Genomic DNA, 22,862 nt, shown 5'->3' with positions numbered 1-22,862 from the left:
CTGCTTTTTATTTAGTTGCTGTAATTTTTCGGTGTATCAAACTTCCAATCCATCTTGCCAATAAATTAAAGATTAAAACGGAAATGACTAAGACAGCGGAAGAACCGCTGGACACCTCTTCGACATCTGGAATTAAGCCTTGAGTATTGACAGACCAAATATGAACTGCCAAAGTTTCCGCCGGCCGAAAAATATTTAAGGGTGAAGTTTGAGAAAATGGATTCCAGTTTGCATAATCGAGCCTTGGTGTAGATAACCCTGCTGTAAACAAAAGGGCAGCCGCTTCCCCAAAAACCCTGCCGGAAGCAAGGATAATCCCTGTCAATATGGTTGGAAATGCGCTAGGTAATATTACCGTTTTAATGGTATGCCAATGAGTGATCCCCAACGCAAGGCTCGCCTCTTTTAATTCACGCGGAACAGTTCGGATGGCATCCTCACTTACTCGTACTATAACGGGTAAGTTGAATACTGTAAGTGCGAGAGCACCTCCTAATATGGTATAGCCCCATCCAGTAAGGTTAACAAACATTAATAAACCAAACATACCGATAACGATTGAAGGGAGAGATGCCAAAACCTCCACACAAGAACGAATGAAATCCGTCACCTTCCCGGGTTTTGAATACTCTGCCATATAAATTCCTCCGCCTACTCCTAGCGGTACAGCAATCAGCATGGTAATAAACAGGATATAAAACGAATTGAATAATTGGTCCCGGATTCCTCCCCCACCTCTAACATTGCTTGATGGTGTCGTTAAGAAACCAAAGGATATGTTTTTTAGCCCGTTGATTAAAATATAGTAAAACAAACCAACAAGTATCGAAATAATAATGAACGCTATTAAATAGAAGATAAAAGACGCAATTCGATCAGCAGACTTGGCATTCATTTCATTTTCCTCCTTGCAGATAGATAACGGATAAAGAGGATAAATGCAAACGACATGATTAATAAAATTAATCCCATCGACCAGAGAGTGTTATTTTCTACACTTCCGTATGTTGTATGACCCATGTTCAACGTAATAATGGTTGTTAAGGTAGCAGAAGCCTCTAATAAACTTGATGGTAATGTTTTCACATTCCCAATGACCATCTGAACAGCCAATGCTTCCCCAAACGCTCGCGCCATACCAAGTACAATGGCAGTGAGCAGCGATGGCAATGCAGCAGGAATCAACACTTTCCTAATCGTTTGCCAACGGGTTGCTCCTAATGCATAAGAACCTTCTCTTAACGGCTTCGGCAAGGAACTCATTGCATCAGTGGCAATACTTGTTACGGTTGGTAATATCATAATGGAAAGCACAATCGTTCCGGAAAGCAGACTAAATCCCAGCCCTCCAATATGTTCCCGGATAAATGGAACTAAAACGGTAAGCCCGATGAATCCATATACAACTGAAGGAATTCCAACAAGTAACTCAATTACCGGCTGCAGGACCTTTTTCCCCCAGGACTGAGCAATTTCTGTCATAAAAATGGCGCCGCCAATGCCTAATGGTGCTGCAACAATGGCTGATAAAAAGGTCACAGCAAAGGAACCAAAAATAAAAGGTAACGTTCCATACTTCGGATTAGCTTTGTTAGTAGGGTCCCAGGTCTTACTGGTTAAGAACTCAATGATATTGACACCATTCTTAATAAAGGATTGCAGCCCTTTTGTAGTTAAAAAAATGGTAATGGCAATAGTTGCAGAAATCATTATCACCGCACATAAAAGAACAAGGACTTTTCCTCTGAATTCCCCGCCCGCTCTATCTTTAGCTGATTTTAGTAATCTTTCTTTTGCCGGAAGCAGTTTTTCCATAATGCACAAACACCCCTGAATTACGTTATAAGGGTAAATGTGTTAGTACATTTACCCTGTTCCCACCTAGGATCTCTTATTTATTTGTTTGATTCCCTTTAGCGTCACGTTCCACCTGCATTTTTGTGACGGGTAGGTACCCTTGATCTTTTAATAAGGTGTTTTGAACGTCGTCTGACATTAAATAGTCCAAGAATGCTTTCGCTGCCCCGCTTGGTTCACCTTTTGTATAAGAATGTTCATAGGCCCAAATAGGAAATTTACCAGTTTGTACATTTTCATCAGTAGCTTCCACCCCATCAATTGACAACGGCGTTACCTTATCATCAGTGAAATAAGAAAAGGCTAAATAACCAACGGCACCTGCGGTTTCATTAACGATTTTTTTAACAGTATTTGAGGAATCCTCGGTAATACCTTCTGCTGGTGTTGCTCCATCTAGACCGAACTTGTTAAATACGGCACGAGTACCGGAAGCATCAGGGCGATTAACTAAGACGATTTTCTGATCTTTACCGCCTACATCTTTCCAGTTAGTAATTTTCCCAGTAAATACTTTAATAAGATTTTCTTTTGAAATGTCTTTAATGCCGACTCCGGGATTGACTGCAGCTGTGATACCAACAACGGCTACTTTATGGTCGACTAATTGATCTGCAGGGATCCCTTCTTTTTCTTCTGCAAATACATCTGAGTTACCTATTTGAACGGATCCTTCCGCAACCTGTGATAGGCCTGTACCAGATCCGCCGGCATTAACTTGAATATCCGCATCCGGATTGTTCGCCATAAATTCTTCCGCTGCAGCTGCAACTAGTGGCTGCATAGCAGATGAACCTGAAACAACTATGGAACCAGATACTCCATTCTTTCCCTTTTCAGCGGTGTCTCCACCGTTATTCTTATTATTGCCTCCACCGCACGCAGCGGAGAAAACTATTAAAGCTAAAATAGTCATCCATAAGCTAATTTTTTTCATATTCATCATTCTCCTAGAAGAAATTTTTATTTCATTGTTAGAATGCCTTCCGGAGTTTTTTTTATTAATTAAATTTGCTAATAAGTCGCATGTATTTATTATTTCAAAACAACAAAATTAATAAGTGATATTAAGGTCACAAAAAATGAAGAAGCGAGGGATTGATGTGTTAAAAGAAGGAGAAACAAATAATGCTACTACGCAGGCAAATCAGGCTATGAGTAGAAGTTTTAACGATTATAGTGAGAGGATGTCTTCCCAGCCAAACTCTGATACAGAAATAGCCAATCAAAAAATTCAGGAACAGTTTTATCAGAATGAAGATGATAATCTTCTCCCTTTTCATGTGGATATCAACAATCCTCCTGTAAAAAAATAAAAAAGGTAAAATCCCATCTGTCAGCAGGATGGGATTACTTCGTATATTTTCCTATTTTATTAAGTGGAAAAAATTGGAAAAGAGGAACTAAAATGAAACTTTCAGGAAATACAATCCTTATTACTGGTGGAAGTGCCGGGATAGGTTTAGCTTTCGCAGAGCGTTTTATCAAAGCTGGAAATAAAGTCATCGTTACTGGACGACGTGAAAATGTACTTCAAAATGCAAAAGAAAATTCCCCGGACCTTATTACCCATGTAAGTGATTTGAGCACTGAATCTGAGCGTGTATCATTGTTTGATTGGGTAACAGAGAACTTTCCAGAAGTGAATGTGTTAGTGAACAACGCAGGGATTCAACAACGTTTTAATGTGTTAAAAGCAGATGCGAAGAACAATTGGAATTATTTCAATCAAGAAATCACAACCAACATTGAAGCACCAATACATCTATCTATGCTGTTTGCACCATTTTTTGCTACAAAAGAAGCGGCGACTATCGTTAACGTTACATCTGGGTTAGCGTTTACTCCGTTTGCTATTGCTCCAATCTATTCAGCAACGAAAGCGGCTCTTCATTCATTTACTATGAGTCTACGACACCAACTTTCTGATACATCTGTAGAAGTAATTGAAGTTGCCCCTCCGGCAGTGAATACAGATTTAGGCGGAGCAGGGTTGCATACTCATGGTGAACCGTTAGATGAATTCGCAGATGGGATTTTTAAAGGATTAGTAGAGGGTAAACAAGAAATTGGATATGGTACTTCAGTGGAACGACTACGAATGTCACGAGATAAAGTCGATGAACACGTAGCAAATATGTACAATGCAACGAAAAATACAATTGAATAATTTTCTATGCTTCATGTCTGAACATGAAGAAGTAAAACTCGCTCATCAGAAGCGAGTTTCTTTTAATTAGCCAGTCCATTTTTAACTAATATCCCCGTTTTGCATAATAAAAACAGCCGCCAAAATGGCAGCTGGATCCTCACCTCTTGCACCCGTTTAAGTACTTTTGTTCACTATCTTTCTTCATTAAAATATAAATCTAACAGTAGCCATACATACGATGCCCACTAAAACAGTAACTGACAAACTCTTTGTCCATAAGGCTATCATAAGAGTTGGAATAATAGCTGTGAGCACACTCCAATCAATCGATAGTAATGATGATGTGTCTTTGACGATAAAGCTATCAACGATCAGTGCAGTAAAAATACAAATAGGGATATACGAAAGCCATTTGACAACAACTTTTGGCAGCTTAATATTTCTTATAACTATAAATGGGATGATTCTCGGAACAAAGGTTACAATGGCACACCCTAAAATGATTAATAAAATGGATAAATTTATACTCATTTGTCTTTTACCACTCCAATCGTTGCTACAATAATTGTCGATAAAATAATTGCTATATAAGAAGGAACAAACATACAAAGAACGATCATTAATAGAACCACGTACAAAACTAATGTTAAATAGAATTTAAGCTTCTCATTTTCAATATTTTGGAATTGCAAAACAACTAATGCCAAAAACATAGCTGTTAAAGAAAAATCTAATCCAAATACTTTTGGATCTGAAATCCATTTTCCTAAAATGGCACCCAACATACAAGATAAAATCCAGAATATATAAGCGGTTATATTCAATCCGTTCATCCATTCGGCATTCATATATTCATTTTTGGAGATTTTATTAATGGCAACCCCAAACGACTCATCTGTTACAAGAGCACCAATCCCGATATTTTTCATTAGAGAATATTTTGTAAAGTGCGGAGCCAATGCCATACATAATAAAAAATTCCTCAAATTCACAATAAAAGTGGTAAATATAATGACTGTAATCGGACTTCCAGTTACTAAGAGAGCACAGATAATAAACTGAGAGGCACCTGCATAAACTAATGCAGCTAAAAGAGTAATTTCTGTAATACTTAGATTTGAGGAGACTCCAACAATCCCCATAGCAATTCCAATACTGATGTAACCTATTAAGGTTGGGATACAATCTTTTGCGCCTTGAGAAAATGTTGAAAGATTCTCTTCGCTGTTCATTTCATTTGTTAATTCAATCAAAGTACCCCTCACCCTTCTGTCTGTTATATTATATGTATGTATGTTATAATGAATATATAAAAAGAGTCAAGGAGATTATTTATGGAGTTCATACAAGAGGTTATCGCTAGTAATCTTGCCGAAATAAGAAAAAAGCGAGGATTAAGCTTAGATCGTGTAGCAGAGCTAACTGGAGTTAGTAAAGCAATGTTAGGTCAAATTGAAAATGGAAAATCAAACCCTACTGTGACAACTCTCTGGAAAATTGCAAATGGATTACACGTATCTTTTTCTGCTTTTTTAAAGGAAAATGAAAAGCCACAAATTGAAAAAATAAACATTAATCAACTCAATCCCATGATTGATAATGATGGAAATTATCTTGTATATTCTATCTTCCCATTTAACCCCGAAAAAAAGTTTGAGATTTTTGCTGTGGACTTAAAGCCAGGATGTAGTCATATATCTGAAAAACATATAGGTGAGGAATATGTACTTATACAACGAGGGATACTGACACTTGAAGTTCAAGGTGAGAGGTTTGAATTAATCACAGATGAGTCGATTAAATTTATTGCAAATACTGAACACATGTATATAAACTCTTCGGATGAACTAGTTAGATTCTACCTAATTATCTTTTATCCCGACTAATATCTATTTCTAGGTGGAATCGAAGAAAAGTTGTGTAAACTATACACAACCTTTCAAACAGTTAACCTTCCCCTTTAGCTCAATAAGAAAACTGCCCCAAAAATTTTGAGACAGCTCCCCTTTTATCTTAGGTTAATTTTTAAATTGCCCACTTGAAGGACGATGTTTTGGCGGTCTTTGACTGGTGCGAAGTAGAGGACGTATTGGTCACGCGGTCCGTCTGCTTCCGCCTTGCTGAAGATTGGATTGGCCATTTTTCCGGCTGAATTCAAGAATACACCAGACTTGTTGTAATCGACAGTATACCCTTTTTCTTTATCAATTTTTCTGGCATTTAAGAGTTGAAGTTGGAGTTTGCTGAACACATCGTAGGCAACACCGTTTTCGATATGTGGTTTAATGTCCGTGCCAGTGACGACCACCCTTGTTTCAAGTGGCGAAAATTCCACTCTCTTTACTTGATAGATTTCATTTCTAAACGTAAATTCTTTACTCATTTCGAATGTTTCGCGACTACCCACCGCTTCTTTCGAGAGCTTGAAATCAAGTGGCCAAACGGTATCTACTCGGCTTGCCTCATTTTTTCCATGAATGGTCAAATCTTTCAATTTTAAATGGACTTCATCCCCTTGAAACGCGCTGATGGATTCGAACGAGAGCGCTTCTGCCACTTTGTTCGCCTTTTCATCGTAATAACGGCTGCCCCAGCCGATATTTTTCAATTTCTTTACCTTATTGTCAACCACTAAGTTCATGGAAGTATAGCCTTCAAAAAGATCAAGGTAATAGTTTTTCAAATTAGTTTTCTTGCTTTCATAGGTAACCAAAAGCTTGGTTTCCTTGTCATCCATCAGGATACTATTAAAATGAACGGTAATATCGTGATCTTTATCATAGTAGACTTGGTTGATTTCTTGTCCCATTCCATCTGTAAGGGCGGATTTTAATCCACTATCATCGATATGCTCGCTTGAGAAAATTTTATCGTAAACGTTTTGGATCGCCGCTCTTACTGGCGAAAAAGTCAGGGAAGATGCCGCAATCAAACAGGCTGCAGCCGTAAGTAATATCCTTCTTGAAAAAGAAGATTTTTTCTTTCTTATGGTTATAGAATTGTCTTCTAACTGGTCGATTTTGTGATTCAACTCATCCCATACATCTGGGACCTGCTTTTCCAAAGCATTGTCTAAATGCTTCATGATTTTTTCATTTTCCATTCAAAAATTCCCTCCTCACTCCAGACCTTTTTTTAGTTTTTTCAAGGCCATTCGGTATTTCCAGAGAACGGTTCCCAGAGGCATCTCCATAATTTTGGCGATTTCTTTATGCTTTAGCCCCGAGATATCCTTCATGATGACGACCTGTCGCTCTCCACTATCGAGAAGTGCAAGGTATTTGGATAACACGATTTTGTCAACAGGATCTTCGGATATGTACTCCAGGCGTTCAAAATATTGGTCGTCAAACCCGGTCAATTCGCGCTTTTTTTTCCGGTAAAGGTCAAGTGCCGTGTTTCGCGTTACCCGAATCAGCCATGCTCTGACATTGGTCACTTGATTATTCTTTGAATGTTGGTAAAGTTTGATATACACTTCTTGCAGTACATCCTCGGCCAATTCAAAATCTCTTAAAATGGATAACGCCATCGCGAAAACATGCTTTTTATGGTCAATATATAATTGTTTAAATTCATCCCGGGGATCCACCAAGGTCTTTAATTGATGCAAACTAGTTTGAGTCATCTTTCTTTGGCCTCCTTTCATATAGTAGACGGCCGACTTTTGTTTTTTATTGGTAAAAAATTTATTTTTTTCTCTATTATTGCATAATTGTATCAATTGTATATGGGGCAGAAATATGGATTTAACCATCCTCTCATTTCTGGGTTTGCATGTTGGGGATTTACTAGACGAATTGTTGGATTTTACATATGAGGATTCCCTTTCTTACTTTAAAGCTCTGTTAAATAATATTATTGATATTTAAAAATAAATCAAGGACCACAAATAAGGTCCTTGATTTTATTTTTATTGAAGATAAGTAACCCGATAGAAAGTACATTTCTTCACTCTCTCTAATAAAACTATTTTCACAATTTAATACTTTTTCAAGGCAATTACTGCATTATGCCCACCAAACCCAAATGAATTGGAGATCCCTATTTTGAGATTTGTTTGTCGGGCTACGTTTGGTACATAATCTAAATCACATAATGGATCGGGGTGTTCTAAGTTGATAGTAGGCGGAATGATGCCCTCTTGGAGACTTTTTGCTAATGCAATAGCTTCAACCCCACCAGCTGCTCCTAATAAATGTCCTGTCATCGACTTATTAGCCGTAACTGGTATCCTGTATGCTTGTTCGCCAAACAATTTTTTTATAGCATTTGTTTCAGATATGTCACCTATCTCTGTACTTGTTGCATGAGCACTAATTACATCTACATCATCTGTAGAAATGGACGCATCTTTTAAAGCCATTTTCATTGCAAGATAGGCTCCTTTACCTTCTGGATGTGGAGAAACCATGTGATATGCATCAGAACTAGCACCATATCCAATTACTTCAGCATAAATTCGTGCATTTCTGCGTAAAGCATGTGTTAAGGATTCAAGTATTAAAATTCCTGCACCTTCAGACATTACAAAACCATCTCTACTCGCATCAAAAGGACGGCTAGCAGCACTTGGTTCATCATTCCTCGAAGACAACGCTTTTGCATTCCCAAAACTGGCTAGAGACAATTCTGTTATGGCTGCCTCAGCCCCTCCAGCAAATGCTACATCAGCCGTACCATACCGAATAATTCTGAAAGCCTCTCCAATAGCTGTATTTCCAATTGCACAAGCGGAAACAGGTGCCATAGAAGGTCCCAATGCCCCCCATTTGATACTTATTTGTGCTGAAGCTGCATTTGCTATCATCGAAGGCACCATTGTTGGACTTACCCTTTGTGGTCCTCTTTCTCGAAGTACATCAATATTTTGCATCAAAGTCTCAATTCCACCTATTCCCGAACCAATATATACACTAAGACGCTCTAAATCTATTTCCTTAATGTTCAAATTGGAATCGTTCCATGCTTGTTCAGCTGCAACGAGAGCGAATTGACAAAATCTATCCATACGCCTAGCTTCCTTCTGACCAAGTATATCTTCAGCATTCAAGTCCCTTACTAATCCAGCAATTTTGGTTTTATGTTTACTTACGTCAAATGTATTAATGTAAGAAATTCCAGACCTGCCTTCGGTTAAATTCCTCCAAAATGTTTCAACGTTGTTTCCCAATGGTGACACGACTCCCATCCCTGTAATCACAACTCGTTCCATATTTCTTCCCCCTCGTTATTAGATTATCTATATTTTGGCACCGTGTTTATCCTATTACAAGTTGTTGTTTATCATAGTATAATTAGTACTATGATATCGTTTAAAGACAGGAGTAATTTAACGTGAATAGTAAAACAAGATTAGAAGCTCTATCAAAATTTTTAAAGTCAAAACGTGCAACTATACAACCTCAATCAGTAGGATTACCAACGGGAATTAGGCGGAGAACTCCAGGTCTAAGGAGGGAAGAAGTTGCCCAGTTAGCGGGAGTAAGCACTACCTGGTATACATGGCTAGAACAAGGGCGAGATATTAAAGTCTCGTCTTCTGTACTGGATTCTATAGCATCTGCTCTACAGTTAAATAATGATGAACGAAAGTATCTATACGATTTAGCATTAGAAGTTAACACAAATGTGTATAAACATGAAGTTTTACAAACAAAACTTTCCCCTTCTTTAGAAAAAATTTTAACAGAATTAAAATACTGCCCTACTCTGATCACAGACCGACATTTCCAAATCGTTGGTTGGAATCCTGCTGCAGCCTATGTTTTTCTGGATTTCGAACAAATTCCTATCGAACAGAGAAACTTAATCCGCTTAGTGTTTACGAGGAAAGAGTTGAGGGCTTTAGCTGTCAATTGGGAGCATTTTGTGAAAGGATTTCTTTCCATCTTTAGAGTTTATTATGGGCAAAATATGGGGGATGAATGGTACACTCAATTTCTTGAAGAAATGTCGAATCTTAATCCAGATTTTCAATCTTTATGGCAAGAAAATCAAGTAAATATGGCACCCGAAGTGTTGATTGAATTCAGACATTCCAAGGCAGGTAAAATGATTTTTAATTTAACTTCTTTACAAGTTCATGGGGATACAGATTTTTGGTGCAGCATTTATTCTCCAGTTGAGGGTTCCTCTACTGAAGAAAAACTGAAGAGAAGAATGAATAAAAGTGAAAAAAGTTAATTGCCAAAATGCAATACATAAATAATAGATTGAGGCCATTTGATTGTAAACTAAACAAAAGAGGCGGATCGCTTCGCCTCATTTCATTATTGCCCTTTTTGAATTATTAGCTAGGTATCCTGAACAAACGTAAAATCAACCTCTAAAAATAGCACTAGCGCCGTTCCATTTTTCTGTTTGGTACATACTTTGTGATTACGAATGAAAAGAAGGCAATTAAAGGGGTTAAGTTTCATGATCAACGTTTTATTTGTATGCTTGGGGAATATTTGCCGTTCACCGATGGCTGAAGCTTTGTTTCGCAACTTAGTCAAAAAAGCAAATTTGACAAACAAAATCGCAGTTGATTCCGCTGCAACCAGTTCATGGCAAATCGGCTTCCCACCGCACGAAGGAACTCTTGATATTCTGAAGAAATACAATATCTCTTCTAATGGGCTTGTTGGACGACGACTAAAGAAAGAAGACTTTTGGAAATTTGACTATATTATCGGTATGGATGAAAGCAACATAAAAAATATTTACAGGATAACTGGGAAGCCTAAACATCCAAAGATCATTAGGCTACTGGACCTGACCAAATACAGGAAAGATGTCCCCGATCCATTTTATACAGGTGATTTTGATGAAACCTATCGTCTTGTTTCAGCTGGCTGCCAGGTATTACTCAAGAAAATACGGAGCGAACAAAACTTATAACAACAAGGCATCCACTTTTTTATGTAAATAAAGAAAAATTGAATTGCATTTCTACTTCAACTAACCTCTTTTCATCTCCCATTAAGAAATGAGATAAATATAGCATTAACTATCCCTGATAATGTATTAGCAGTTCCATGACAAATCCAACTTGCTAAAAACCCGTACTTTAAATAGACAAAGCTAAATAGTATACCAGGTAAAAAATAGAGCGGAAATGAATAAAGGTCAGGTCCATGAACGAAAGCAAAGAAACATGAAACTAGTATCACCCAGCTACTTATTAGTTTTTTATCTTTCTTTTCAAATACTCGGTAGTAAACCTTATTCGCTACATTTACTAAGAATATAAAAGGTTTAGAAATACTTTTATTCACGTTTTTCTTTGTTTCGAGAGGCTTTTTTATAAACGTGTGATGGAGGGCTAGGTACGGCAAATAAACAATAAGAAAGAAGCGGAATAGAAATTCTTCACTAAAAGGTCCTATGATCCCTAACAATAAAATCTCGCCAGCAGTAGTAAGTTCTTGATGCCCTAAATATTGAGCATTACCAACCGATAATGGCTCTTTAGCAAATAATGCTGGAAAATAGAAATAGGAATACAACAAAAAAAGCACCAATATTGCTAATAGAACGGGTAACAATACCACTCTATCAAAAGCCTTGACTCTAATAAATTGTATATAGAAGTGCTTCCTTAGGTCCGGAGAAACAATCCAGAAGTAAATTAACATAATTGAAGGTCCAAGAAAAATGTCTATATCGTTATCAGAAATACCTAAATTAAACCTATCGTTCAAAAACATAATTGTTAGCATTAGTAATATAGAGGCTAGAAAAAATAAAGATACATTCTTTAATATTCGCATGAATTTTTCACACCCTATGCCTTTTATACATAGTTATGTAGACAAGCTATTCCGTATAACATTTAATTGCAAACTTCTTTACCACACAAAAAGAAAGCCACCAAGAATTTTGGCAGCTGGTTCTTCAACTTTTACACCGTTACTTTAAATGTATTAGTTCACAAGAAAACTGGTATTTTTATGTTTTTTATAGGCCAATGGGGTCATGTTCACCGACTTTCGGAATTTATCAATGAAATAGCTTGTGCTGTTAAATCCTACTTGATAGGCAACATCTGTGACATTGGCTTCTGGTTGTTGTAGTAAAACTAAACTTTTTTGAATTCGAAAATCGGTTACATAGTTCAAAGGGGATGTCTTTAAAATTCGTTTGAAGTATCGACAACATTCAGAGCGGCTTAATTGACCTGCTCGTGCAATATCTTCTAAAAGGATTTTTTCAGCATAATGGAGGTGAATCCAATGTAACATTTGCTTCATTCGATGATTCTTCACCATTTCCGGCTGTTCGTACTCTAATTGAATACCATTCATAATGAGGTTCTTCCACATTAACGAGAGATGGTGGCTGATGTCGATTTCATAATATGGTGGAGATTCTTTTATCAACTGGTTGATTTTCATTAAAGAACTCAAAATATTATTCGCCCAAAGTTCCTTAGGAATCAAAGGTAAATATGGAATGTTAGTCGCCTGTATATATGGGGATACAAAGGTTGAATAAAGCTCTTGTGATAAAACGAACCTTGGAGAAACATTTAAACAAATATAGGCGCAGGCCGAATCCTTCAGATCTTTGGCCATATGCAGGCAGCCACTATTTATAAAGAGCCCCTCTCCTTCTTGAACAATCAGATTTTCTTCATTTATTTGAAAAACGGCTTCCCCTTTTACAACGAGAACAAACTGAATTTCATCATGCCAGTGAAGTGGTATATATCCATTAATATTTTGGTTAATCGTGGTTTCGTAACATGCAATAGGTAAGACAGTTGTTCGATGTTCCGTTAATTCTTTTAAGCTTTGGTCGACCAGAAAGTCTTTCATTTGCATTTGACCACCTCAATTTATTTATATTTTATTATTCAATTTGGGTATTATTTCAGAGATTTTCCCTTTATGATTGAAAATATTATAACACTATTTTTATATTTTAAGGTGGAGTATCTTTCATGAATAGACAAAAGGGAATACTTCTTGTTATCACAGGAGCAGTATTTTGGGGAATTGGTGGCACCGTAGCAAAAAAGCTTTTTCATCAATATCAAATCGATGTAGATTGGCTGGTAACCACCCGCTTGCTTATAGCAGGTTTATTACTCTTAACCGTTCAATTTTTCGGAAAAGACCGGTCCCAGATATTTGGTGTTTGGAGAACTCGAAAGACTGCGATTCAATTAATAATCTTCGGGTTAGTCGGAATGCTTGCGGTACAATATACCTACATGGCTTCCATTAAACATGGAAATGCGGCTGTTGCAACACTACTACAGTATTTAGCACCTGTTATGATTATCGTTTACCTAATTTTCCGTAAACAAACGGTTATAACACTAAGAGATTTGATTACTGTTATTCTCGCATTAGTTGGTTGTTTTTTCTTATTAACAAATGGCTCCATCTCTCAATTATCTGTGTCAACACCTGCCATCGTTTGGGGTGTTTTATCTGGAATCGCTTTAGCTTTTTATACGCTATACGCCGTTCCACTCCTTGCGCAATACGATTCCCTTGTCATTGTCGGATGGGCAATGATGATCGGTGGTTTTGCCTTAAGTTTTATCCATCCGCCTTGGCAAATGGACTTTACAAGCTTACCGCTCGAAGCTTATTTCTATTTAGTCTTCGTGATCATCTTTGGTACGATGATTGCCTTCTGGTTTTATATAGAAAGTTTACAAAGTCTGGCACCTAAAGAATCCAGTCTTCTAGGCAGTATTGAGCCGCTTGCTGCCATTATAACAACAGTCTTTTGGTTAAAAGAACCCTTTGGTCCTTTCCAATGGGTTGGGACAGCTTGTATCATTGGATTGATATTCTTGTTGGCGATGAAAAAAGAGTCTTCATCAACGCGTAACCAACTTTCTAAACAGCAAAAGCCCCTCAAAATCAGCTAGATTGGCTGAGAGGGGCTTTATTTTTACTAGAATAATCATTTAAGCCTTGCTTGTTATTTCACGATTACTGTTCCAACCATTCCTGACTGGAAATGGTACCGGCAAATCAGGTCATATGTACCTGGATTTTTCGGTGTCACTGTAATGGTTGCTTCAGTTCCCGGCTGGACTTCGGTGTTAATTCCGAGCTTTTCAACGGTGAAGGTGTGCTTTTTCTTCCCTTGGTTTTTCAATATTAACGTTGTCGTTTGTCCACTTTGCAAAGTGATGGCTTTCGGATTAAAGTAATCATCGTGCAGTTGAACCTCTATCGCATTCACTGTCTGTTCAGGCTGTGCTCCGACGCTGGATTTAGCGAATACCGAGAGTGAACCTGGAGCTGCCATCACCACAATCATCGCAAGTACAACCACCCATCCAGTTAACCACTTTTTCAAATACATAACCAAGCCCTCCTTTCTTAAGCACTATTATTTTCCAATTCATACAATTTTATCAATTTAATCTTAAGATTACATGACTGTGGAGTTGTTATTTTTTTACACTCATTAATTCTTTCCTTTTCATGATGGCATTTAATTTCTCTGATCCTAAGAGCATGATTGCAATGAAACCTGCAATGACAAATGGGAAGATTCCTATTGTTATATGTGCAGCAAGGAGACCAAGCAAAGGCGGCAGGAACGTACTACCTGTATAAGCAACAGCCATTTGATACCCCATGATGGTCTGGGATTGTTCCTGCCCAAATCGTGTGGGCGTTTCATGCAACATACATGGAAAGATCGGTGCCAATCCTACTCCAACCATCATAAAACCAACAAGAGAGAACGTGGACGGCAATGGCAGGAATAAGAAGGCGGCACCAGCCAATGCGATTATTTGCCCTGTCCGAATGAGCGTCCGACTCCTTATTTTTAGGGTAATAAAGCCTGTTATAAATCTACCAAAGGTTATTCCACCGTAATAGATGGACACCCATTTGGCTGCTGTATCTACCGATAATTCTTTCACATTGATCAAAAAGCTGCTTCCCCATAATCCCATCGTTGCCTCTGCGCCACAATAAAACAAGAAAGAGATTAAAGCTAGCTTAACTCCCCTAATTTGCAATGGTTTTTGATTTTTAATATCTGCTCCACTATAAATTTGGTCCGTATTCTCTTGCTCATTTGATGGGCTCACCGTGCTGTTTCCTCCAACCTTGTTCCATAAAGGCAACGTGAAGAAAAGAATGACAACTAATACAAATTGTAGACCGGCGATGGCAAGATAACCGCTTCTCCAAGAATGCTGCCCTGAAATAAACTGAGCCATAATGACGGGGCCAAGTGTAGCTCCCACTCCCCAAAAACAATGCAGCCAACTCATGTGGTGTGCTTTGTAATGTGAAGCAACATAATTGTTTAATCCTGAATCCACTGCACCTGCACCTAAGCCTAGTGGAATAGCACAAATAAATAACCAAAAAAGCGAAGGCGCAAAATGAAAGCCAAGCAGTGCTCCAGCTGTCATTAAACAACTAAAAAATGTGACAATCCCAGTCCCGAAGCGTTTCAATACAGCTCCGCTAGCAAAACTTGAAATAATCGTTCCTCCTGCAATCGTCATAAAAAGCAATCCAGCTGTCTCAAGTGGTGCTCCAAACTCCGATTGCATCAATGGCCATGACACGCCCAACAATGAATCAGGTAGCCCTAAGCTGATAAATGCCAAGTAAATAATTAATAAAAAGAATGTTGCCATATTAGTCCCCCCTTTACATTTTTTCATATGGTATTGATTTTTCTTAACTGCTTATCCGGTAATCATGAGATCAAGCCCCAGACTTTGTAATCCCAATAAATAGTCTTGTTGCCAATCACTCAAGATAAGTTCTGGAAGATGTTCAGATGGGATATACTTTGAACTTTGATCAACAATTTGCTCTAAGGTATTTGCGTTGACTTCATCATCACAGAAAATAAATGTATAAGGATTAATGATAGCTACAAATGAAGCTACTAACCTACTAATGGCGTCAATCTCATAGTCTTCACCTATAAACGCTTTCTTCGTCCTGGTTTCATTTTGCAAAGCCTGGCCAAAATTTTTGTCATCGTACTGTGGAACGAATGAAACCTCTCCTGAAAAATTAGTACTTCCTCGTACCACGACTCCATTTACCATAATTCCAGCACCTGGACCATTATGACCTGAATAGATATAAACAAGAGATTTATCTTTCTTAATCCCCTTACTTTTGTGATATCCAAGCACGGCTGCATTCATATCGTTCTCAATGACAACAGGTATGAAGAAACGATTTTCTAGGTATCCCTTTAAGTCAATGTTCTGAAGATGTTCATACCCTGGTATATAAAAAATCCGTCCCTTATCAACGGAACCTGGTACACCGATGGCTATAGAACTTATCTTCGGATAGCTCCTTAGTATCTCGTCAACACATACAGTTAATAAACTTAAATCTCCAGCAGCTAAGAGACTTGAGGTTTTTCCAACATCCTTCACTTCACCTAAACAGTTAAAGACAATATAATTTGTCTCTGTTCTTTCTAAATAGATAGCCAACCCTAACATATATTCCGGATTATATGTATATCTTTTTGCCCTTCTTCCCCCACTCGAATGATCAAGACCAACTGAAATAAGTTCCCCATCCTTTTCCATTTGGGTTAAGAATTTGCTGATCGTAGGGAAACTAATCCCTAATTTTTCGCTAAGTTCAACTTTTGTTGCATTTCCAAGTTCTAGAAGAGATTTCCGAATACCGCGGAGGATTTCTTTCCCCATCGATTTTGGAGTCGTATTCACAAGAGTCACCACCTCTTAAAATAATCTTATTAAAGAACTTTAATANNTATTAAAGTTCTTTAATAAGTTATGTTGATAATATATCATATAAAATTTCCGAAAACAATGGAGTTTATTTAATGTTGGAAACTAGCCTTCCTTCTTTGCAAGTATAGGAAAAAATAAGGAAAAGATACCTATATTAAGTGTAACTCTACGGAACGTTTGTTGTTGACAAACGAATAAACCTCTAAGATGAAAATAGAGCAGGAGGAGACAATGATGGATAATAGTAAAGTTGGAGAGTTAATTTATCATTTGCGAAAGGAAAAAGGACTAACACAGAAACAATTAGCTGATCAAATGAACATTTCTGATCGAACGATTTCAAAATGGGAGCGTGGGTATGGCTGCCCAGATGTAACGCTATTACCAAGCTTATCTACCCTATTGGGAGTAAATATAGAAAATATTTTAGATGGTGAATTATCGTCGAATCAATTTGTAGGGGGAAATATGAAAAAGTCGAATTATTTTGTTTGTCCGTCATGTAATAATATTGTGTTAGCAACTGGAGATATCAGCCTATCTTGCTGTGGGAGAAAGATAGAACGATTAGAAGCGAAGAAAGCAACAGTCGAAGAAAAACTATTAATTACAGAAGTTGATCATGAATGGTTTATTTCAAGCGACCATCCAAAAAATCATTATATATCATTTATTGCTGTTGCTACGGGTGATCAAGTTCAGATTATTAAACAGTATCCTGAATGGAGTTTACAAACAAGTATCCCAAAACGTAAACATGGCAAACTGTTATGGTATGATACCAAATTTGGTTTATTTTATCAGCTTTTATAAAACAAAACAGGTGATGACTTAAATATTCCTATTCGATTATTACAGTTCATTCGTATACAATTTTAGTCAATGTCAAACAAATATTTTTATAAAGTCCATGTTTGTCCATGACCTTTTGAAACAAGCTATCATAATATAAAGTAATCCTTTAACTAAAACATTTACAATACCTCTTACCAATAAAGCGTCTAATTGACGCTTTTTTCTTTTCTGTTGCACTTTATGTAAAGAGACTCATAGTTAAATACCATGCCACAGAAGTGCAATCCTTCACAATCTCTTTTAAAAAAACATGGGTTGATTACTTTAAGATATTTTAGTAAATTAGTAATGTATAAAAAATGTATAAAGAAGAATTGTTTGGGAACGTCGAAAGGTATATTTATCATCAATGAACAATGCTTCTTAATAACCCCCATACTCGGGATTCGATTTGGGTTGTGTCGGAAAATTAATTCCGTTACTAATTATCGTTGAGTTATCAATGAAAACAGTATAAGAGTAAATCGTTCCCGTCTCTTTTCATGAAGAGGCGGGATATTTTTTTATAGAAAAGGAGAATTTACATATGAAAATGACTAAATCAATGGCAAACGTGCTACTATTGATAGCCTCTGCATTTTGGGGTTCAGGGTTTGTTGTAACGAAAATAGCGCTAGATGCAAATGCGTCTGCAGGACTCATAAATTTTTTCAGAGGCTTTCTCTTTGTTGCTTTGATCCTTATGTTTTTTTATAAAAAGATATTTAAAATGACCATTACGGACTTTAAAATTGGGCTAATTGCCGGATTGCTTAATTTTGGCGGATTTATAACACAGACTATCGGTGTTCAGTATACGACTCCATCCAATAACGCCTTTATTTCGGCAATATATGTAGTAATTATACCTTTCTTTGCCTGGGCTATTTATCAAAAGAAACTCCCAGGAAAAAGCTTTCTTTCCATCGCCTTATGTTTAATTGGAATGACCATATTAACTGGAATATTAAATAAAGAACTAAACATAAATATCGGTGACGTGTATTCTTTTATTTGTGCGTTTTTTTATGCAGCATCTATTGTTTATCTTGGCTACGGGGCAAGAGCAACTGATGTCAGCATTGTAGCTTTTATGCTTGCGGCTGTACAAGCCATAGGAGGATTGATTTTTTTCTTGTTCGTTGAGGATAACCAGCTTACTCATATCAATTGGTCTGTTGCATTAGTGCCATTGTTATATATGGGAATTATATGTTCGTTTGTTGGTCAAACTGTTCAGGTTATAGCTCAAAAGCATACTTCCGCAACATCTGCTGGATTAATTATGATGCTTGAAGGGGTTTTTGGAAGTATTTTTTCAGTAGTGTTTGGATTTGAATCATTTACTGTTCAGTTAGTTGTTGGAGGAATGCTTATTATGATTTCTATTATTCTTATGGAAGTGGATTTCAAGCAGATGGTGATCAAGAACAAAAGAACTGCTTAGAAACATCAGGGTTCATAAAATATGAATTTTAAGTCATCATCATTATATTCATCACATAATGATTAACGAGTCTATTAACACAATAATCATCATAAATAAATGCTCAGGGTGTATAAACTCTGAGCATTAATATTTATATACATCTTTTAACAGAAACAAACTGCACCAACAATGATTAATAAAATAAACAACACTACAATGAGAATAAAATCATCGCATCTACGTGCAGGAAAACAACCTGCATAAACAGGAGCTCCATAGGAGTAAGGTAATGTAGGTTGGGGTAGGGCATTAGTAATCGGTAGCGCATTAGTAATCGGTAAGGCATTAGTAATCGGAAAGGCATTGTTCATTTTTTTCACTTCCTTTCGAAAATGTATAAAGAGTAAGAATTACCTTACACTTTATAATACACTCTGAGAGGAAATTGGAGCCCGTCTATACTATATATGGGCGTGACTTTGTGACGATCCACTAAGATCCTACAAAATTAAAAATTCACTGCATCTTTTATTTCTTGAACGGCATTTCGTCCTCCATAGAATCCTATCTTATTCCAGAAATATGACAATGTATGTGTGATGCTTTGTTAGATTCCCTGGCACTTATTTGAGACTAATAGAACAGTTCTAATCATATTCTTATAAAAGAAAACATTACGAAGGGGTGTAAAGTTGATTGAAAAAAGTCAAGGTTCGTTTACTACCCATTGTTAGTAAGTTAAATTTACCCACAGTTTTGAAAACAACTGTCCTTCCAGGTGACTCTATTGAACGATTATTCATTGCAACCCAGGTTGGAGAAATCTTTTACATAGGAAATGGAGTGATAAGGACTTTTTTAGACATTCGCCCACGGATCATAAAACTAGGCAGTTCTGGCGGCGGATATGATGAACGTGGATTATTGGGGCTGGAGTTTCATCCTGAATTTTATCATAACGGACTTTTTTATCTTCATTATTCAGCAGCCGGTTCACAAGGTCCCGGTGCCCTTTCGGGAGATTTTACCCCTGACCCTTGTGATCCCAAAACTTTAAACTTAAGATGGATAAATAGAGAAAACCAGTATGATCATATTGATACGGTGGAGGAATGGATTCTACCATCGAATGGTCAACCTCAAAAACGACGGACATTACTCAACATAAGAAGACCATTTTTAAATCATAATGGGTTCAATAGCTTAAACTTTTCCCCTGAAACAGGGAAACTTATATTAACCACTGGAGATGGTGGTTCAGGCTATGATCCCTTTAATTTAAGTCAGGATGATATGGAAATAGCTGGTAAAATTATTGAAATTGACGTAGATAAGAATACATTTATCACTAACCCACCAGTTGTCACACGTTTTCATGAACTTCCCCCATCTATTTATGAAACGCTAACGTTATTGGCCAAAGGAGTTCGCAATATACCAGGGATTTCATTTCAAAGGTTAAATAATCAATATATCAAGTATGTGGGAAATGTCGGACAAGATTTAGTAGAGTCGATTTTTTCATTCGTTCCCTATAAACCAATACCTGTTACTCAGCTTGTTCAATCTTCTTTAATGAAAACTGAACTTGACCAAGAAGGATTTATTAATTTTGGCTGGCGAGGCTGGGAAGGTGCTTTTCCTACTTCTATTAAAAGAGATTGCTCCGGAAATCCGGCTTTGGATGAGAAAACCATCGCTTATTTCAATGAAGCCGTAACCACTTCAGTGAAGCGTATTCAGCCGCTAACTAGTTATTATCATAAAGATCAAAGGCCCGATAAGTTTGGAGGAACGGCACTTACAGGGGTGCAAGCCTTTATGGGGAATGGCATCCCTGAATTAACAGGAAGCGTTGTGTTTACCGATCTTGCCCGGAAAAAAGAATCTCAATCGGCGGTTAGAGGTGTTTTAGCTTATACGAGGGTCAGAACGGATGGTAAACTAAATGATTATAGCGTGATCGAAACCGATTATAATTTTGGGTCTCAATCCGCTTATTTTGTTGGTTTGGGAACGAATCTGAATCAAACCAGACTTTATCTAGGGGTTTATGGCTCTATGAAAGTGACCGACTTTAACCAAGGTACTATTTTTGAAATTATTTCTTAAATTCATACCGTTCAATAACTTCCCATGAGCAGGAGCTATGCAAAATTAATAAGATCCATTTCTTAATCCGAGAAAACCTGAGACAGAAAAAAGGCTCAGGTTCTTTTAGGTCCTTTCAATAGTTACTCTTAAATAGCGATTAAATTTACGAATTTTTTCTACATATTGATGTTTTTCCATCCATCTACCACCTTAATATTGAGAATATTTAACAATAAAAATATCATACAAGCATTAGTTGATTTAGTCAACTAACTGATATTTATCACATTGAAAGGTGCAAATCATACATCACTATAAATAATAAAAGGCAAGTGACTGTCCAACCCCAGTCACCTGCTTTTTCGTTTCAAATAATAAAGAGTTCTTTTGATTTCTTTTTCAACTTTTTGAAAAAAAGTTTCCATATTCTTGTTAGCGCCGCTCTCTAAAAAACGCTGACCTGCTAAGGCAATTGCCCCGGTAACTTCTGCCTCAGCTTGACAGTGCAAGCTAGCCTCCCGGTTGAAGTCTTTTATATACAGATCGGCTTTTCCCGCGATATCACCGATATTACCTGTACCTTTCACATGCAGCCGATACAAGGAAGCGGACTTCTTCTCCTCAAGCCGAATCTCAAGAGTAAAGAGATCTTGAATCGGACCCATCTTGAACTCCAATTCCGCTCGGTATACACCCTTAGAAATTTCAATAAAAGACTTACACCCTGGGATGGCGCTCCTTAGAACTTTTTCATCCTTTATATACTTCCAGACAATGTGCCTTGGCAATCCGAATGTGTACTCGTGCTCAACTTTCAAAGTTCCCCCTCCTTCGACCATAAATAAAAAATTGCAATCATTTATTTATATTCAAAGAAGGTCAGGATTGTTAAAAAATTATCATCCTAGATGATCGCTTACTTTTTCTTTACTGCCACCCAAATTTCACTATAGACATTATCCGATGTACCTTTGTACTTTGTAAAAGAAATTCCAGGTAACTCTACTAGTTCATAATCTGAAGAAGGCAGCCATTCAGAATAAATTTTGGCGGTGGTTTCTTGAAGTACAGCAGGAAATGGTCCTTGATTAGGGAAAATTGCCCATAAACTTTCTTCAATTGTAATTTGCTCTAAATCATCGAATGGATTCTCTTTTGTTGTTGCAAAACCAATCATATGAGTTAAATATCCTTTTTCCTCCAGGTAGCTATCATCAAAATCAAAGGACACATTTAAGACTTGATGAGGATATAAATCAGCTAATTGATGCATTTCATTTCTTTGTTGTTCGGTAATAGACTGCGCCAGTTCTATGATAGCTTTATTTTCACCCTCAAATTGAATGGGCACTCTTTTGGATACACCTACAATATTAAATGGCTCTTTCTTTTCAATTTTGAACTCCATAGATTTTCCTCCTTTTATATCTATATAGAATGAAAATTTGGGAAATGACTTTTGAATTTTGTTTTTAGTTACTTCTGAAGGTAAAAAACCACTCCATTCACGAAAGGCTCTTGAAAATCCTTCGATTGATTGATAGCCATATTTATAGGCAATACCTGTCACTTTGGCTCCGTTAATTAATTCAACATTCGCAACCGATAATCTCCTATTTTTGATATACTCATTTAATGACATTCCAGCCATATACGAAAACATTCTTTTAAAATGATAATCAGATAGTCCTACAATCTTCGATATATCTTTTCCAGAGATTTCTTCCGTTAAATGTGTTTCAATGTAATCCATTAAATGATTGAATTCTTGTAACATCCAT

26 protein-coding genes are annotated in these 22,862 nt (G+C 37.0%); 10 read left to right on the top strand and 16 right to left on the bottom strand.

Annotated features, from left to right (window positions below):
- Window positions 1–7: 7 nt before the first annotated feature.
- The 3 genes from pstA to COJ96_RS19470 form a co-directional block, all read right to left on the bottom strand.
- A complete protein-coding gene (pstA, locus tag COJ96_RS19480; RefSeq protein ID WP_098575453.1) occupies window positions 8–895 on the bottom strand; it encodes a phosphate ABC transporter permease PstA in 888 nt (295 codons plus the stop codon).
- The gene (pstC, locus tag COJ96_RS19475) at window positions 892–1,815 is read right to left on the bottom strand and encodes a phosphate ABC transporter permease subunit PstC (protein WP_098575452.1); all 924 of its coding nucleotides are present in this window, start codon (window positions 1,813–1,815) and stop codon (window positions 892–894) included. The genes pstA and pstC overlap by 4 nt, the downstream gene beginning before the upstream one ends.
- Window positions 1,816–1,891: 76 nt before the next feature.
- Complete coding sequence (locus tag COJ96_RS19470; protein WP_257148571.1) at window positions 1,892–2,800, bottom strand: phosphate ABC transporter substrate-binding protein; 909 nt, start codon at window positions 2,798–2,800, stop codon at window positions 1,892–1,894.
- A 160-nt stretch (window positions 2,801–2,960) separates the two neighbouring features.
- Between COJ96_RS19470 and COJ96_RS19465 the strand changes: the two genes are divergently transcribed.
- Window positions 2,961–3,173: a hypothetical protein gene (locus COJ96_RS19465; protein ID WP_142333028.1), complete on the top strand. Its 213-nt coding sequence runs from the start codon at window positions 2,961–2,963 to the stop codon at window positions 3,171–3,173.
- A gap of 92 nt (window positions 3,174–3,265) precedes the next feature.
- Window positions 3,266–4,027, top strand: a complete 762-nt coding sequence (locus COJ96_RS19460; RefSeq protein ID WP_098575449.1) for an SDR family oxidoreductase — start codon at window positions 3,266–3,268, stop codon at window positions 4,025–4,027.
- A gap of 186 nt (window positions 4,028–4,213) precedes the next feature.
- On the opposite strand, the gene COJ96_RS19455 is transcribed toward COJ96_RS19460, so the two are convergent.
- Both COJ96_RS19455 and COJ96_RS19450 read right to left on the bottom strand, forming a co-directional pair.
- Window positions 4,214–4,540, bottom strand: coding sequence for an AzlD domain-containing protein (locus COJ96_RS19455; RefSeq protein ID WP_098575448.1), 327 nt, complete (start codon window positions 4,538–4,540; stop codon window positions 4,214–4,216).
- Window positions 4,537–5,241: an AzlC family ABC transporter permease gene (locus COJ96_RS19450; RefSeq protein ID WP_180230193.1), complete on the bottom strand. Its 705-nt coding sequence runs from the start codon at window positions 5,239–5,241 to the stop codon at window positions 4,537–4,539. The genes COJ96_RS19455 and COJ96_RS19450 overlap by 4 nt, the downstream gene beginning before the upstream one ends.
- Window positions 5,242–5,343: 102 nt before the next feature.
- Between COJ96_RS19450 and COJ96_RS19445 the strand changes: the two genes are divergently transcribed.
- Window positions 5,344–5,895 (top strand): helix-turn-helix domain-containing protein, encoded by a 552-nt coding sequence (locus COJ96_RS19445; RefSeq protein ID WP_098575446.1) that lies wholly within the window; start codon window positions 5,344–5,346, stop codon window positions 5,893–5,895.
- Window positions 5,896–6,017: 122 nt separating this feature from the next.
- Here the strand turns inward: COJ96_RS19445 and COJ96_RS19440 are convergent, their stop codons facing one another.
- Window positions 6,018–7,112 carry a DUF4179 domain-containing protein gene (locus COJ96_RS19440; RefSeq protein ID WP_098575445.1) on the bottom strand — a complete coding sequence of 365 codons (1,095 nt, stop codon included), beginning with the start codon at window positions 7,110–7,112 and terminating at the stop codon, window positions 6,018–6,020.
- 15 nt (window positions 7,113–7,127) lie between these two features.
- Window positions 7,128–7,637, bottom strand: a complete 510-nt coding sequence (locus COJ96_RS19435; RefSeq protein WP_180230185.1) for an RNA polymerase sigma factor — start codon at window positions 7,635–7,637, stop codon at window positions 7,128–7,130.
- A gap of 115 nt (window positions 7,638–7,752) precedes the next feature.
- Here COJ96_RS19435 and COJ96_RS29335 point away from each other — a divergent pair, with 115 nt between their 5' ends.
- Window positions 7,753–7,881: a hypothetical protein gene (locus COJ96_RS29335; protein WP_257148566.1), complete on the top strand. Its 129-nt coding sequence runs from the start codon at window positions 7,753–7,755 to the stop codon at window positions 7,879–7,881.
- A gap of 110 nt (window positions 7,882–7,991) precedes the next feature.
- Here COJ96_RS29335 and fabF read toward each other — a convergent pair whose 3' ends face one another.
- Complete coding sequence (fabF, locus tag COJ96_RS19430; protein WP_098575443.1) at window positions 7,992–9,224, bottom strand: beta-ketoacyl-ACP synthase II; 1,233 nt, start codon at window positions 9,222–9,224, stop codon at window positions 7,992–7,994.
- Between the two features lie 122 nt (window positions 9,225–9,346).
- On the opposite strand from fabF, the gene COJ96_RS19425 reads away from it, so the two are divergent.
- A complete protein-coding gene (locus tag COJ96_RS19425) occupies window positions 9,347–10,195 on the top strand; it encodes a helix-turn-helix transcriptional regulator (RefSeq protein WP_098575442.1) in 849 nt (282 codons plus the stop codon).
- A gap of 234 nt (window positions 10,196–10,429) precedes the next feature.
- Window positions 10,430–10,894 carry a low molecular weight protein-tyrosine-phosphatase gene (locus COJ96_RS19420; protein WP_098575441.1) on the top strand — a complete coding sequence of 155 codons (465 nt, stop codon included), beginning with the start codon at window positions 10,430–10,432 and terminating at the stop codon, window positions 10,892–10,894.
- A 71-nt stretch (window positions 10,895–10,965) separates the two neighbouring features.
- Here COJ96_RS19420 and COJ96_RS19415 read toward each other — a convergent pair whose 3' ends face one another.
- Window positions 10,966–11,766 (bottom strand): CPBP family intramembrane glutamic endopeptidase, encoded by an 801-nt coding sequence (locus COJ96_RS19415; RefSeq protein WP_098575440.1) that lies wholly within the window; start codon window positions 11,764–11,766, stop codon window positions 10,966–10,968.
- A 153-nt stretch (window positions 11,767–11,919) separates the two neighbouring features.
- On the bottom strand, window positions 11,920–12,819 hold the full coding sequence (locus COJ96_RS19410; protein ID WP_098575439.1) for an AraC family transcriptional regulator: 900 nt from the start codon (window positions 12,817–12,819) through the stop codon (window positions 11,920–11,922).
- Window positions 12,820–12,938: 119 nt separating this feature from the next.
- On the opposite strand from COJ96_RS19410, the gene COJ96_RS19405 reads away from it, so the two are divergent.
- The gene (locus COJ96_RS19405) at window positions 12,939–13,883 is read left to right on the top strand and encodes an EamA family transporter (RefSeq protein WP_098575438.1); all 945 of its coding nucleotides are present in this window, start codon (window positions 12,939–12,941) and stop codon (window positions 13,881–13,883) included.
- A 53-nt stretch (window positions 13,884–13,936) separates the two neighbouring features.
- Here COJ96_RS19405 and COJ96_RS19400 read toward each other — a convergent pair whose 3' ends face one another.
- The 3 genes from COJ96_RS19400 to COJ96_RS19390 all read right to left on the bottom strand — a co-directional run bounded on the left by COJ96_RS19400 (window position 13,937) and on the right by COJ96_RS19390 (window position 16,676).
- On the bottom strand, window positions 13,937–14,326 hold the full coding sequence (locus COJ96_RS19400) for a cupredoxin domain-containing protein (protein WP_098575437.1): 390 nt from the start codon (window positions 14,324–14,326) through the stop codon (window positions 13,937–13,939).
- An 88-nt stretch (window positions 14,327–14,414) separates the two neighbouring features.
- The gene (locus COJ96_RS19395; RefSeq protein WP_098575436.1) at window positions 14,415–15,629 is read right to left on the bottom strand and encodes an MFS transporter; all 1,215 of its coding nucleotides are present in this window, start codon (window positions 15,627–15,629) and stop codon (window positions 14,415–14,417) included.
- 51 nt (window positions 15,630–15,680) lie between these two features.
- Entirely contained in the window at window positions 15,681–16,676 is a 996-nt protein-coding gene (locus tag COJ96_RS19390) for an ROK family transcriptional regulator (protein WP_098575513.1), read from the bottom strand.
- A 279-nt stretch (window positions 16,677–16,955) separates the two neighbouring features.
- Between COJ96_RS19390 and COJ96_RS19385 the strand changes: the two genes are divergently transcribed.
- Window positions 16,956–17,537 carry a helix-turn-helix domain-containing protein gene (locus COJ96_RS19385; protein WP_257148565.1) on the top strand — a complete coding sequence of 194 codons (582 nt, stop codon included), beginning with the start codon at window positions 16,956–16,958 and terminating at the stop codon, window positions 17,535–17,537.
- A gap of 568 nt (window positions 17,538–18,105) precedes the next feature.
- On the top strand, window positions 18,106–19,005 hold the full coding sequence (locus COJ96_RS19380; protein WP_098575434.1) for a DMT family transporter: 900 nt from the start codon (window positions 18,106–18,108) through the stop codon (window positions 19,003–19,005).
- 146 nt (window positions 19,006–19,151) lie between these two features.
- On the opposite strand, the gene COJ96_RS29620 is transcribed toward COJ96_RS19380, so the two are convergent.
- Window positions 19,152–19,304: a YjcZ family sporulation protein gene (locus COJ96_RS29620; protein WP_373561727.1), complete on the bottom strand. Its 153-nt coding sequence runs from the start codon at window positions 19,302–19,304 to the stop codon at window positions 19,152–19,154.
- Window positions 19,305–19,683: 379 nt separating this feature from the next.
- Here COJ96_RS29620 and COJ96_RS19370 point away from each other — a divergent pair, with 379 nt between their 5' ends.
- Window positions 19,684–21,099, top strand: a complete 1,416-nt coding sequence (locus COJ96_RS19370; protein WP_098575432.1) for a PQQ-dependent sugar dehydrogenase — start codon at window positions 19,684–19,686, stop codon at window positions 21,097–21,099.
- 332 nt (window positions 21,100–21,431) lie between these two features.
- Here the strand turns inward: COJ96_RS19370 and COJ96_RS19365 are convergent, their stop codons facing one another.
- Both COJ96_RS19365 and COJ96_RS19360 read right to left on the bottom strand, forming a co-directional pair.
- Window positions 21,432–21,899, bottom strand: coding sequence for an SRPBCC family protein (locus COJ96_RS19365; protein WP_098575431.1), 468 nt, complete (start codon window positions 21,897–21,899; stop codon window positions 21,432–21,434).
- A 98-nt stretch (window positions 21,900–21,997) separates the two neighbouring features.
- Entirely contained in the window at window positions 21,998–22,858 is an 861-nt protein-coding gene (locus COJ96_RS19360) for an AraC family transcriptional regulator (RefSeq protein ID WP_098575430.1), read from the bottom strand.
- Window positions 22,859–22,862 lie beyond the last annotated feature (4 nt).

This window comes from Bacillus sp. AFS073361 (assembly GCF_002567005.1).
Lineage (GTDB): Bacteria > Bacillota > Bacilli > Bacillales > Cytobacillaceae > Neobacillus.
This window is presented reverse-complemented; position numbering and strand designations above follow the sequence as displayed.